The following is a 13,772-nucleotide window of genomic DNA, read 5'->3' as shown; positions in this document are numbered from 1 at the left end:
AAAAAAAAGCCAGGGATTTCTCCCCGGCTTAACCTGTATCGTTCATATCATTCCTACGACTGGTCGAACAGCTCGCTTAAGGTTCAATTCCCCATACTTTGGCGCCATCCTGGTAAGCTGTCACTTTCGTCCAGGCACTGAAGGCCGTTTTGGTGGAATCAAAGGAATAATCATTGGTTTGATCAAAATTCGTCCAGTTGTTTTTCGAAAAACGTCCCTGGATAACTCCGGTCTCGGCACCCGCAGCCAAGCTGCCAGCACCCGGTTTGAAACTAATCTCCAGATACGCATCTGCCGTGCCCTTGGCCGGATCTACGGAAACAAAATGCCCTTCCACGTTACCGCTACCAATCTGTGCATAATCACACCAGAAACTCAGATCAGCGGCACTGTCCTTCGTGAAATAATACCGGACCTTCACTTTGCTCAAGTCCACAGCAGTTGTACCCGTGTTCTTCACATTGAACTGTGGAGTAATCGCATTGCCCGAAGTTCCTGAACTACCATTACGGTATTGTACTTCAAGCGTTCCCGTTGTAACTGGAGGTGCCAATGGTGTCAACACCAATACATTCGAATTCGTCTGACCACTCGTATTGATGGCAACGACTCTGTAATTGTAAGCTGTACCATTCACCGCTGTAGCATCGGTATACGTCAGTGCGGTCAACCCTGTCGCCAGATCCGCATATGCTCCGCTGCCTACCGAACGTTGTACCTTATAACTTGCTGCTCCAGTCGATGCTGTCCATGTCAGTACCGCCTGGGCATTACCAGCCGTTCCAGTAAGGTTGAATACGCCTGGCACAACAACACCTGCCAGCGGTGTTGCAGATGCCTGTGTTGACGGTGTGGACTCACCTACGGCATTCACCGCAGTAATCACATAATAATATGTTGTGCCATTGGTCAAGCCTGTGTCCGTGAATGTTGATCCTGTGACCCCTGTCGCTACAGGCGTATAAGGACCACCGTTCACTTCTGCACGTTTCACGGTATACGTGGCTGCACCAGCAGCTGCATTCCAATTCAGAACCACTTTCTCACTTCCTCCAGTTGCTGTTACGCCAGCAGGAGCAGCGGGCACTTCCACTTCAGGACTGTCGGAATCTCCGAGAAGACGATCATACTCGCCGTAAGCTGTAGCTATATCCACCTGTGACCAGAAACGGTGATACGTAAAGGTTGGTGCGCCATTTTCCCATGTTTTCGTTGTCGGATTATACGACGTTTTGTACAGATTATCCAGGTAAGCCCATGCCGGATCTTGCTTGATCGCTGGACGCAGATCGGAGTATCCAATGTATACGCCATTGCCGCCTTTTGCCGGATCGGAAGGTACACCTGCTGTACCAGGAATCGTATTGCCCTGACCGAACGTTCCTGACCAGTTCGCAGGAATGTAGATCTCTTTTGCGAAGAAGCGGAAGTAGTCTTTACGCACTTCTTCCGTTACAATCCCCACGCCATCATTGTAATCCCACGCCGTATCCAGCAGTGTCTCAGCCAGATCCTTCGCTTCCTGACCTTTGGCACTGAGCGTTCCATTCTCTGCCTGGGTTCCTGCGGCAAAGAAGGTCAGCGCCTTAATGTAACTTCCCAGTACCCCTGTGTCCTGTGCAGGATCTTTGGTGACCACACGGAAGTTCGGATTTTCCGTGAAGGAACTGAAGCCATTCCATTTATCCGGTTGACCTTGCCACTCCTGACTGCCTGGAATCCAGAACTCTCCTGGGGCTGGTGTTGTCGCTACCTGTGCATTCAGACCACCAAGAATCCGCCCGCCTGCTGCGTTCAGATAGTACCCTTGGGCATCCGTCACTGGACGCTCATCCACAAATACATAATCCTTGGACCAGTCGATCCACTTGGTAATGACTTTTTTGGCCATCTGGAAGTTCTCGGAACTCAGATCCCCGCTCTCGGCAAGAATATAATACATCTCGGCTACACGTTCCAGCGACCATGCTTGGAATCCAAACCATGTGTTCGAATCAGGATCACGATATACAGGAGCCTCCTGATATGCCATGTCATAGAATGTGCTCACCCCAGCCGGATAGGCTTTGTATGAACCGTCCAGACTGTTCGTTGCGCCCCCGCCGATCGCTCCTTCATAGGATTGTAACCATGTGTAGAACTCCAGCTGGCGCTTCAAGGATGCATTCCAGTCTGCCTTGGCTGTAGCTGATTTCGGAATCAAGCCACCTGCCGGATCAGACAAGGCGTATGCCGCGACCGGATTCTGATAGGCCTGATGCGTATGGCTCGCACCAATCCGCCAAGCCCAATCCCCACCTTGACCCAAGCCACCGCCCCATGACGTATACCAGGCCATGAGATACATGTTGGAATCCTTACCTGTACCCGGGGTTGGTGTACCATTCTTCGCACTGCCGATCTTCTGGAAGTACTTGTCGTGCATACCATATCGCAGATAGTCACCCATCTTCTTGGCCTTATCCAGATACGCCGTATTGGTGTATCCCATCTCCTTCGCCCAGTACAACACCTGTACTGCACGTGCATCGGCATCGGTTGCATTTGTATAACGCCACTGCGCTGATGGTGCTTGCGTTTCTTTCGTGAACAGGCTCATGAAGCCCTCGTTCGGCTTACCAAATGTTTTATTATCCTGAGACGGATGCGGAATGGCTTCCCACACCGACTCCTGCTCTCCACGCTGGAACGTATTCACATAGGCAGCCGTATGAGATGGATTCAACAGGTTTCCATATCCGTACCAATTATCCACGTCCAGCAACCAGTGCATCAGATAGGTCTGATTGTTCCCGTAAGCTGCTTTGAATTCCGCATCCAGCGGGTCCTTTCCTGCTGCATATTGTCCATTAATCGCCGATGGATATTGATCCGGGAATGGTTTTTCCGCTGCATACGTGGCAGGGCTATTCGGATTGTAAGAACTCATGGTAGGCTGCTCTTCCTTGCCATCGCCTTCATTGACCGGAATAATGTATTTTTCCATGCTATCCCATGCCGCTTCCAGTTTGGACCAATCCCCCGTATAGTGACCGTACATCGTCTCTAGCCATAGCCAGTAACTGTACGCCTCTGATGTCGTCATGTGCCCATAATCCGGTGCCTCGCTGAGCAGCGTTTCAATGGAGTGATACGGAATGCCCTCTGGAGAAAAATATCCGTTCGCCGGATCTTTTAACTGATCATACAATTGCAAAAACCGGGCTTCATTAATGCTGTCTGACTGAATCTCGATGGCCTGATTGGCGGCATGTGCCGTTTGTGGCCCTGCCCAGAGTCCGGTGTATCCGGTCAACATGACGGTTCCCGCCAGCATGGCTGTTAAACTTTTTTTCGCAGCTGATTTCAACATGAATATATACCTCCCTGGAATAGTGGAAATTAAATATAAACGCTGTTGCTGTTGGTCTGCCCATGCTGTTCTTCGGCTTCTGATTGTGCGCCAGTTACGGCTCCAAGCCCCATACTTTGGTGCTTCCCTGATACCCGGTTACCTTGTTCCAAGCAGTAAAAGCCGTCTTGGTGGCGTCAAAGGAATAGTCATTACTTTGATCGAAATTGCTCCAATTATTTTTGGAAAAGCGTGCCTGAATCACGCCGGTCTCTGCTCCAGCGGCCAAACTGCCCGCTCCGGACTTGAAGCTGATCTCCAGATACGTGTCTGCTGTACCCTTTGCCGGATTCACTGCGACGAATGTCCCTTCGATATTGGCCGTGCCCATCTGGGCATAGTCACACCAGAAGGTCATATTCTCCGTACCATCCTTGGTGAAATAATATCGGATCTTCACGGTACTGAGATCAATCGCCTGTGTTCCGGTATTTTTCACATTGAACTGCGGGGTTACCGCATTGCTCGAATTCCCGGACCCTCCGCTGCGGTACTGCACTTCGAGTGTACCGGTCGTCACCGGAGGTGCAGAAGGCGTCAGTGCCAGGACATTGGACAGCGTCTGTCCGTTCGCATTCACTGCTGCAATCCGGTAATTGTACGTGGTGCCATTCACGGCTGTCGTATCGGTGTAAGTCAGCACGGACAATCCCGTTGCCACATCCGCATATGTCCCGCCCGCTACCGAACGTTGCACCTTATAGCTAATAGCGCCCGAGGCTGCTGTCCAGGTCAGGATCGACTGCGCATTGCCAGCTGTCCCACTTAAAGTCAGCGCTCCCGGCAAAGTCGTTGCTGCTTGCGGTGTAGCCGACACCTGTATAGAATTCGAAGATTCCCCTGCCGAATTTACAGCGGTTACCACATAATAATAAGCCTTCCCGTTCGTCAGTCCCGTGTTCGTATAGGTCAATCCATTAACACCCGTCACGACAGATGTATACGGTCCTCCACTCACCTCGGAACGCTTCACCGTGTATGATTCAGCCCCGGGTGCAGCTGCCCAGGTCAAGCTAACCTGATTGCTGCCCGCCACAGCCTGCACGCCAGCAGGTGCGCTCGGAACCGTGACCGGTGTAACGCCCGGCTCCTGTCCATACACCTTTACCCCTGCATCGTAGACAGGAAGGTATACGCTCTTCACAGGATTACCTGTAGTCAGCGTCTGGAACGAATGATCATTGCTTGCATTCCATGCGCCCTGTGGGCCTGTAATGCGGAACTGAACTTCTTTACGATAATTTCCTTCCCCGCCGGGATAGATCTTCGTATTACCGAAGTTCGCTGTAATGGCATAGATATGCTGGGCTGCATTGACCACAACCGGTTGGGATACCGTCGCCCCCTCCGTATAGGATGTTGTCACTTGCACATCCGAGACGGTACGTCCGGCAGCATACACCTCGCTCAGATCAAGGAAATACTTAAAGGACAGTTGATCTCCCATACGGGCAGGCCAAGCAGACCGATTATTAAGCTGTGCCCTGATTTCCGTATAATTGGAACCGGATGATTTAACAGCAGCCTCTACAAAGAACTCATCACCCTTCACCTCAGGTGCAGGGAAGTTCGAAAGGGGCTGATGATTCTGACCAAATAGCAGATTCATTTTAGCTAGCGCACCAGTGAATCCCGCGTTATAATCCGTTGCCACCTCATTGCTCACATAATCCCCGATATCATCAGTATACCCATCCGATGCATCCGGGCCACCGACCATGGCACCATACAGAATATGGCGGTGATTCGCCGGGACATCCTCATTGTTCAACCAAGAACCGTGAGCGGTCCGGTGATGCGGATGCTGGGGTGCATTTTGTCCGTACCCGACCACATAACTGCTCTGACGTGGATTATCTCCCAGAATGTAGTTCATTTGTGAAACGGCGAAATCCTGATATCTGGATTTCTTCACAGGATCACTGACCCAGTCGGAATAGACAAACGAGATAAAGGATGCATTCGCTGCATACCGGAGCGAGCCCCACTGATCCAGCCACGCCAGACCTCCCGGTGTGTATCTGACTCTCTGTCCATTGGTCCCGACAGACCAATAATCCAGGTTACGCTCAGTAGATTGAATAAACCTTGCGGCCTCCGGCATGTTCAGACTGGACGTAATACGAGCCAGCAAAATCTGGGCACCGTAGTTTTTATTGTCCCAGCCTTGTGTCCAGGTATATGGCCAATTGGCAGCACCTCCACTGGAAGACCACTGATTGGTTGCCGCAATCGCTTTGGACAAGTAAGCGCTATCATTAGTGGCTAAATAAAGCCATGCTCCACCCCATGCCAGCTCATCATAATATCCAGACCATGAGTTATAGAACGATTGTGCATCGGTAATACAATCGGAGTATTTCCCCCGGTAAGTATCTGCAAAGTGATACAGCTCCTTCGCATGTTGAAGCAGCTTCGCAGCATACACAGGATCATCATCGGCAAATACAATTGATGCAGCTGCCAGTGATGCCGCTGTTTCTCCCGCCAGGTCACTGCCTGGACAGGAAGCATCAATCTTAAAGGCAGGCCGGTTCATCTGCATCACTTCAGCAGGGCCCCACCAGGCGTGATCCGTATTCCCGGCTCCGACTTGTCCCCATAATTCATTTGGTTTCGTATGCGCTTTCATAAAATAGTCTGTGGCCCACTTGATATTATCCTTAATCTCCTCCAGTTGCCCTGCCTGCTCATATCCTTCGCGGTATTCCACGACGGACCAGGCCAGCATGGTAGCAGAATACGCCATCGGTAATCCGAATTTCACATGATCTCCGGCATCATACCATCCTCCGGTCAGATCAACGCCTACATCAGCCCCATCCTGCATGCCCGAATTGCCACGCCATTCGACCCGATTATTCGCTGGTAATGGACCTGAACGCTGTGCTTCATAGAAATAGATGGCCTTTTGCAGTACTTCAGCATAATTCTGGTTTCCGGCGGCCGCATCCGCCTTACGAAGTCCTGTACCCATCGATAAACTTCCTGCCAGTAGTCCTGCCGATAACGCAATCATGGCGACTCGTCTCCACCAGCTCCCCTTCATGTTCAACTATTCATCTCCTCTTCATGAATGTTCCGTATGCATTACTCTGGACTGCGAATGGTATCCGCTCCTCCCCATGGTGTAACTCCGTGTAACTTCCACCATTAATTACCATTATAGTCTTTTGTTTAACTTGCAATATAAGCGTTGGTGACTTCTAAAATAACATTGTTGTGACCTGCTCGGCATCATGCGACAAAAAAAGCTGCTTCTCTGACGCATATGCGTGTTAGAGAAACAGCTTTTTATTATTGCTACAACCAGCACTACAAACCAAATGGCATTTCTGACCATCCAGACTGTGCATCCCTGCACATCACCATGTGTCAGAATAACTCAGTGGTTACACTTTGAATTTGTTAATTTGCTCCTGCAGTTCTTCAGCCATCTTGGATAACGAACCTGCGGATGATGCAATCTCTTCCATCGAAGCCAGTTGCTGCTGAGTTGCCGCAGATACATTATGCACCCCGCCTGCTGCTTCTCCGGCAATATTAGAGATCTGACTCACATATCCTACAACCTCAGTCGTACTCGCCGACATTTCTTCTGAGCCTGCAGATACTTCCTGAATCTCGCCCGCTACTTTGTTGACCGCATCCGAGATCTGCTCGAACGCTTGTCCTGCCGCAGTAACCATCTCGATTCCGGCTTCCGTCTCACTGCTGTTCACTTTGACAGCCTGAACAGCATGGTCTGTATCTTTCTGAATCAATTGAACCAGATCCGTAATTCTTTGTGCAGATGTGGAAGATTCCTCAGCCAGCTTCCGCACTTCTCCCGCGACTACAGCGAAACCACGTCCATGCTCTCCTGCTCGTGCGGCTTCAATGGCTGCATTCAGTGCAAGCAGATTGGTCTGCCGGGCAATATTGTTGATTACCTCGGTAATGGTTCCAATCTCTGCTGAACGTTCCCCCAGCCCTGTTACCAGCTCTGTCAGTGAAGCAATGGAGTTACGAACAGAACCCATCTGTTCAACCGCTTGTTGAATGATCATATTACCTTCGGAAGATTGGTTTGCCGCATCCACAGCAGATACCGATACACTTTGAGCAAGCTCGGCAATCTGTTCCGATCCAAGAGCCATCTCATTCATTGCTTGTGAAGAACGCTTCACAATATCAACCTGGTCAGACGTACCTACAGCCAATTCCTCGACCGTTTCGGAGATCTGTTCCGAAGCCTGGGTATTCTGCTCTGCACTTGCAAGAAGCTCTTCCGATGAAGCAGCTACCTGTTCAGAAGTGAGGGATACCGATTCAATCATCGCGCGCAGATTGCCACTCATGGTATTGAAGGAAGCTGCCAGTGTCCCCAGTTCATCCTTGTTCTTCAGTACAATCGTCTCACCCGTCAGATCACCATTGGCGATCGCCATAGCTGCTGTGTTCATCTTTTTAATTGGACGTGAGATGATACTTGCAATGAAGAATGCAATGAATACTGCAACTAAGAATGCAAAAATAGTCACTGCCAAAATCACGTTAAATGCATTCTCTGCCAACACAACCGATTCATTCGTTGCCGCTTCCGATCCTTCATTGCTCAAGTTAATTAACTGGGCAAGTGTGTCGTTAGCTGTGTACCACATTGGATAGGCCTCGGTATGAAGTCTGCTTGCTCCCTCATAATCGTTGTCCACGCCCAATTCGATGAATGCAGGCATTTTTGCCAGATAGGCATCATAGTTGTTACTGAAACTCTCATTATATAGCTTAAGTGCTGCTTCATTGCCTCCAATGTATGTAAGCAACTGTTTGCGCTCATCCTCGATCTTGGTGAGAAGAAGCTGCAACGCTTCATTCATCTTGGTTAATTCGTCTTCGTCCTGTTCAACGATAATTGCCAGCGCCAACCGCTCTACATCGGAGACATCACCATTCATCATCCCAAGCAGGCTTACACTCGGCATCCAGGTTTGATCCACTTCATTCGCTTTACCAGACATATTATGGATCTGGACTAACGCATAGACGCTTACAAAAACCAGCATAGCTACAACTATCAGAAAACCAGTCAGTAACTTGCCTCGAATCGTTAACTTTAATTTCCCCAACATGTTCCCCACTCCTCAAAATAATACATATTAATAGTATATCGTCACCTATCGTCATGAATTGTAGATGTTAGAATTCGATTTCTATACATTTCATGTAACTTCGAACATAACGCAAAAGAAGTCTCCCATCTTTGGCAGAACCAGAGATAAGAGACTTCTTTATTGAACAAAACCATCCCGACTTCGCAGTACACTGCGGTCAGACGCTAACGAAAAACACGTCGGTGTATGTTAATGAAAAAGTCGGGAATCGACTTGGTATAATTGCGGGTCGTAATCAGAATCACACTGATCAGACTGCCCAGAAGGAAGCCACCCAGAATATCTCCTGGATAATGCACACCTACATATACACGAGACACCCCTGTCAACACAGCAAGTAATAGCATCCATAATCCGAAGCGACGTCCAATGAAGAATGAAGCAGCCGCAAGGGCAAATACAAAGGAAGCATGTTTACTTGGAAAAGAAGGGTCAGGTACATGGGCTACCAGCTGATGGACTGGTCCTTCCACAAAAGGCCTTGGATGGCCCACTGCGGGTGATATCCCCCATTTCGCCAGAACTAGCGCCACAATGGACGCTACACAGGCATAGAAGACAACTCGCTGCTTCAAAGGATTGCCGAGAAACCATACGATAACGAGCAGTGCGATCATAACCCAGACCGCATACTCGGATGATGTAATCATAAACCAGTCCAGAAACGGAATTCGGTCTGCAAACTGATTAATCCAGTTAAATACGGATTGATTCATAACTAGCTTTTAATACCTCCATTACACAAAACAAGATTATTTTTTACATAATAAATATACACTAACTATTTGTCAAACAATCCCCATCTTGACCGAAGTTACGAAATCAAAGAGGACATTTTGCTTTCTTTTTGTTAAACTAGTTTGGGTTACATATCAGTTCAATCATAGAAAGGTGAAGATTATGCTTAAAAAATGGTTATGGGGTACAGCCCTGACCCTGGCACTTGCGATTACAGGTGTCGTTGTATATTACGGATATTCGATTGTTCATTTTGCCAATAGCATCTCCACGGCTTCCGGGACTTCAAACTCGTCCTCTTCCGGCACAGACAGCGATTCAGACACACCAACGACAACGATTCCCAGATGGGAGGGCCAGGAACGGGTGAACATTTTGCTCCTTGGCGGAGACTCAAGAGGCGACGATGCAGGACGCTCGGACTCGGTCATGGTCGCTTCCATTGATCCGGTCACGAAGAAAGCCCATCTATTCTCCGTACTGCGAGATACCTATGTAGCCATTCCCGGGCATGGCAAGAGCAGGCTCAATGCAGCCTTTTCTTACGGAGGTGCAGAGCTGACCAAACAAACCGTCAGTGATCTGCTCGGTATTCCCATTCAGCATTATGTCTACACGGACTTCACAGGTTTCATGGCACTCGTTGATGCGGTAGGCGGTATTGAGATTGATGTGGAGAAAGACATGTATTACACCAGTAAAGCAGATAAACATATGTACGACATTGACTTGAAAAAAGGATTGCAGCATATGGACGGTAAAACCGCCCTGCAATATGTTCGGTTCCGGCATGATGCCACCTCGGATTTCACCCGTACCGAACGGCAGCGAATCTTCATGACCGAGCTGGCCAAGAAAATGCAAAGCACCACGTCGCTCTTCAAAATCCCGGATATCCTGGAAGCGATCGCTCCCTATATTGAGACAGACCTTAGTCCAACCCAGATGTTAAAACTCGCATCACTCGGCTTCGATATCCATGTGAACGATATCGATCAGCAGCAGATTCCACCGAACAAGCTGCTCACCAATGAACTGGTCGGCTCTGCTCAGGTACTCGGTGTCGATGTAACCAAACTCCAGTCTTATATTCAGAAACTCTTTGAAGAAGATGCCGCGTCCTCGGAGACTACATCATCAGAGGAGCAGAACTAAAACAAGCATGAATTATATCAACAGAAAAGACGGCCGCAGCCGTCTTTTTTTGTACCTATTTTCTCCATTTAATGCAGCCTTAATGTTTAACAGGTACCCTTATATGATGAACTCCGGTTCCTGGAGGGAGGATTACATGTGAAAAAACCGAGAATAGCGGAATGGACCGAGCTGCGGGGCATTGCCTTTCTGGCGATCGTCATGCAGCATAATATCGCTGAGTATATCTATCGCGCCGATATTGAGCAACCGGATTCCATTATGCTGACCATGATTTATCATCTGACCCGATTTGGTACGCCAACGTTTGTATTTCTATCGGGTGTCATGCTGTTTTACCATCATCGTAATACCAAACCGGAATATCCTCGCTTCATTCGAAAGCGATTTGGCGATATCTATATGCCGTTTGTCGTATGGACACTTATCTATTGGCTTGCTGTCCGTATCTTCACCCCCGAGTTCTGGCTTGCAGGCATACCGGACTTCCGCAGTCTTGTTCGAGAACTGTTTGTCCCTCAGACGGGATATCATCTCTGGTTTGTCATTATGGTGTTTCAGTTCTATATTCTGTTTCCCTTGTTTCTGGCGGGAGCGAAAGCCATTCAGAGACGTATCCGGAACGCCAAGCGTTTCACGCCCTTGCAATTCATTATGGGGCTAATTCTCTTTGCAGCCGCATTCTACGCTCTGCTAATGAAATGGTCCTACTATAATATGGGTAGCTGGACAGAAACACTGTCTGAGCCTTGGTCCACGTTGCTGCAATATCGATCCTATTCATGGATCATGTACTGGTTCTACTTTTTGCTGGGTGCCGTATGTGCATGGTCAGTGGATAGCTGGAGGAGTTGGAGCACGAAGATACTGCCATGGACGATCTGTCTGTTTATAGGGATGTACATTTGGCTTGGATACGATGTGCTGCGTGGGTCGGGGGATGTTGTTAATTTGAATATCTCTACTTATTTGAAACCAACCACATTCCTCATCATTATGGCGCAGATACTCATGTTGTATGGTTTTCTTGTACTGATGCGGGGCAAAGACACACGGTTTCAGCGCCTGTTATCCTGGATTGGCCGCTATTCATTTGGTGGTTATCTGGTTCATGCACTGGTGATCTACGCGATCGCTTACGTCACCAGACCGCTTCAGCTCAGTGGATGGCATCTGCCTGTAACGTTACTCTCGTTCCTAGTAACGGCTGGTGTATCCCTAGCAATAAGTTGGACACTATCCAAGCTTCCTGGCTCCCGCTTTACGGTAGGATTAACGCGTAAACCACGTTTAAGCGCTAATCACACTGTTTCTATGGGCAAAAGAAATTCACCTGAGCGAACTCCGTCACCCGGCCCTACTCGTAGTCCGGGGACGAGTGAGACATTATGAACCAAGAAGAGCGTCCCCGATGTGGAGACGCTCTTCTTTAGTTCACTTCGGTTGAAGTTGATCGTCCGGGAACAGGCTCTTGGTGACCTGGGGCTGGGTGCGCATTGCCCTTCTGATTCACAAACCTCTTCAGATCACCCGTCAATTGTTCCTTCAGCTTGTCCACCAGCTGCGTTTCGCTAATACCTTTTGCCTGAGCAATCTCAGCCAGGGATTTCCCTCCCTGAAGCTGCTCGTGCAGTTGAGCCGGTGTGACTCCAATAAAACGGGCGATTTCGCCCTTATCTACCATGGAACGTTTGCCATGGTGGGCAAACTCACGCCGCAAATCACGAAGCGGGGTATTGATGACCTTTTTCAATTTGGTATCCATGTCCGCCTTCGTGGCTGCTGCTTGTTCCTTGGTGAGACAACCTTCTTCTACAGCTTGATCCACACGCTGCGCCAATGTAGGCTTCAACTTCTGCAATAACTGTTCCTCACTAAGACCCTTGCGCTCTTTGGCAATCTGGGACAACGTCTTGCCCAGCTCCATCTGTGCTTTCAGATCCCGCAGGCCGATACCAAGCAAGTCTGCCGTTTCACCGATCATAAACAAACCGTGTCCTGCCTGCATGCATGGCTTCGTTTGTTTGCCGGAGGAAGAAGCTCTAGATGCATCGTTATGTTCCTCAACCCGTAGTGCTGGATCAGCGAATGCCACATGCCCAGTTCCTGCTGTTATGACTATGGCTGCCAATCCGGCTGCCATCCATGTTTTCCATTTCATGTTCATTTTTCTGCCGCCTTTCCGATGTCGAAATCCTGTACCTCCCTAGTTTGAGCCTAAAATCCACTTTTTTATGCCATAAAATACAAAAAGTCATCATTTTTCTCACAATTGATCACAAAAAATCCTATTTTTTTCAGTTTATTTCCGCTATACTGAGTGTAACTTCATGATCTAGTTGAACAGTCCTGGATTACCTTATCGCAGGAAGGACGATATGTAATAATGCGGAAAGATTGGTTAGATCCGTTTAGATCCGATCTGGAGATCGTGTTTGCTTCAGCGGAACAACTCGTACGGAAATATCCCGAACCCTTGTCAGGATATGCATTGGAACAACTTCATTCGGTTAATCCGCTGCTACGAGATTCGGGACATAGTTACATCGGGTACATCATTCCACTTTGGATGCAACACTCAGACAAACTACCCCAAGAGAAAGCACTCCAATTAAGTACAGCCTGTCTCATTCACATGTTATATTTTTTGAATCAGGACGACGTGATGGATGAACAACCTGAGGATACCACATGGAAGTTATCCCTGGGGAATCTATATTACATGGATGCACTTCAATCTTACTCGGAATTATTCGATCCTCCCTCCATATTCTGGATCTATTTCAGACAATATGTAGTGGATTGGGCCGTGAGTGTTACGGGTGAGCATTCCATTGATTATTTTCAAAAGAGTCCCTTGTTGATTGCGCAAAAGGCAGCCCCTCTGCTCATTGGAGCTACAGGTGCACTGCTTATGCAGAAAGAGTCCGACCGGATCATCCCGGTGTGTTCTGGCATCAACATCACACTCATGACACTCCAGATGACCGATGACTTCACAGACACGCAACAAGATGCTGTGCATGGAAACTACAACAGCTACCTCTCCCACATATCCGCAGCACTGAATCACAACTATCCCGCTCACCCTCTTAGCGAACGTATACATGACAATGTATATAATACACAACTCATGAACTCTTACGTAGACATTGCTTATCAATATAATCGTACATTAACATCGTCTAACTTAGGTATATCGCATCTTGAGACGTTTAATGCTTATTTATGCAGCACGTTGGTACAAGCTGTTCAGGACATTACACAACGGAAGAAACGGCTCCTCCAAGGCGGGTTTCATCACTGGATCAGCGAGCAACAGTTGCAATCCTGAA

Annotated in this window: 8 protein-coding genes; 3 read left to right on the top strand and 5 right to left on the bottom strand. The window is 48.5% G+C overall.

Annotation, left to right across the window (positions count from 1 at the left end):
• Positions 1-76 precede the first annotated feature (76 nt).
• The 4 genes from MKX75_RS05775 to MKX75_RS05760 all read right to left on the bottom strand — a co-directional run bounded on the left by MKX75_RS05775 (position 77) and on the right by MKX75_RS05760 (position 9,260).
• The gene (locus tag MKX75_RS05775; RefSeq protein WP_339168850.1) at positions 77-3,352 is read right to left on the bottom strand and encodes a glycoside hydrolase family 48 protein; all 3,276 of its coding nucleotides are present in this window, start codon (positions 3,350-3,352) and stop codon (positions 77-79) included.
• Between the two features lie 94 nt (positions 3,353-3,446).
• Positions 3,447-6,440: a glycoside hydrolase family 9 protein gene (locus tag MKX75_RS05770; RefSeq protein WP_339168848.1), complete on the bottom strand. Its 2,994-nt coding sequence runs from the start codon at positions 6,438-6,440 to the stop codon at positions 3,447-3,449.
• A 343-nt stretch (positions 6,441-6,783) separates the two neighbouring features.
• On the bottom strand, positions 6,784-8,502 hold the full coding sequence (locus MKX75_RS05765; RefSeq protein ID WP_076331885.1) for a methyl-accepting chemotaxis protein: 1,719 nt from the start codon (positions 8,500-8,502) through the stop codon (positions 6,784-6,786).
• Positions 8,503-8,708: 206 nt separating this feature from the next.
• Positions 8,709-9,260: an undecaprenyl-diphosphatase gene (locus MKX75_RS05760; protein WP_076331884.1), complete on the bottom strand. Its 552-nt coding sequence runs from the start codon at positions 9,258-9,260 to the stop codon at positions 8,709-8,711.
• Between the two features lie 184 nt (positions 9,261-9,444).
• Between MKX75_RS05760 and MKX75_RS05755 the strand changes: the two genes are divergently transcribed.
• Together MKX75_RS05755 and MKX75_RS05750 are read left to right on the top strand one after the other, a co-directional pair.
• On the top strand, positions 9,445-10,437 hold the full coding sequence (locus MKX75_RS05755; RefSeq protein WP_339168846.1) for an LCP family protein: 993 nt from the start codon (positions 9,445-9,447) through the stop codon (positions 10,435-10,437).
• A 138-nt stretch (positions 10,438-10,575) separates the two neighbouring features.
• Complete coding sequence (locus tag MKX75_RS05750; protein WP_339168844.1) at positions 10,576-11,829, top strand: acyltransferase; 1,254 nt, start codon at positions 10,576-10,578, stop codon at positions 11,827-11,829.
• A 37-nt stretch (positions 11,830-11,866) separates the two neighbouring features.
• Here MKX75_RS05750 and MKX75_RS05745 read toward each other — a convergent pair whose 3' ends face one another.
• Positions 11,867-12,604: a hypothetical protein gene (locus tag MKX75_RS05745; RefSeq protein ID WP_339168843.1), complete on the bottom strand. Its 738-nt coding sequence runs from the start codon at positions 12,602-12,604 to the stop codon at positions 11,867-11,869.
• Positions 12,605-12,823: 219 nt separating this feature from the next.
• On the opposite strand from MKX75_RS05745, the gene MKX75_RS05740 reads away from it, so the two are divergent.
• Positions 12,824-13,771, top strand: coding sequence for a hypothetical protein (locus MKX75_RS05740; RefSeq protein ID WP_076331880.1), 948 nt, complete (start codon positions 12,824-12,826; stop codon positions 13,769-13,771).
• Position 13,772: the final 1 nt, after the last annotated feature.

The sequence above is a fragment of the Paenibacillus sp. FSL R5-0341 genome (assembly GCF_037975235.1).
Classification (GTDB): domain Bacteria; phylum Bacillota; class Bacilli; order Paenibacillales; family Paenibacillaceae; genus Paenibacillus; species Paenibacillus amylolyticus_A.
Note: the sequence above shows the minus strand (reverse complement) of the source record. Positions and strands in the feature narration are given on the sequence as shown.

Bases quoted from the DNA above. Each gene is read 5' to 3' on its own strand.
- MKX75_RS05775 (WP_339168850.1), bottom strand. From the start codon at position 3,352: ATGTTGAAATCAGCTGCGAAAAAAAGTTTAACAGCCATGCTGGCGGGA.
- MKX75_RS05770 (WP_339168848.1), bottom strand. From the start codon at position 6,440: ATGAAGGGGAGCTGGTGGAGACGAGTCGCCATGATTGCGTTATCGGCA.
- MKX75_RS05765 (WP_076331885.1), bottom strand. From the start codon at position 8,502: ATGTTGGGGAAATTAAAGTTAACGATTCGAGGCAAGTTACTGACTGGT.
- MKX75_RS05760 (WP_076331884.1), bottom strand. From the start codon at position 9,260: ATGAATCAATCCGTATTTAACTGGATTAATCAGTTTGCAGACCGAATT.
- MKX75_RS05755 (WP_339168846.1), top strand. From the start codon at position 9,445: ATGCTTAAAAAATGGTTATGGGGTACAGCCCTGACCCTGGCACTTGCG.
- MKX75_RS05745 (WP_339168843.1), bottom strand. From the start codon at position 12,604: ATGAACATGAAATGGAAAACATGGATGGCAGCCGGATTGGCAGCCATA.
- MKX75_RS05740 (WP_076331880.1), top strand. From the start codon at position 12,824: ATGCGGAAAGATTGGTTAGATCCGTTTAGATCCGATCTGGAGATCGTG.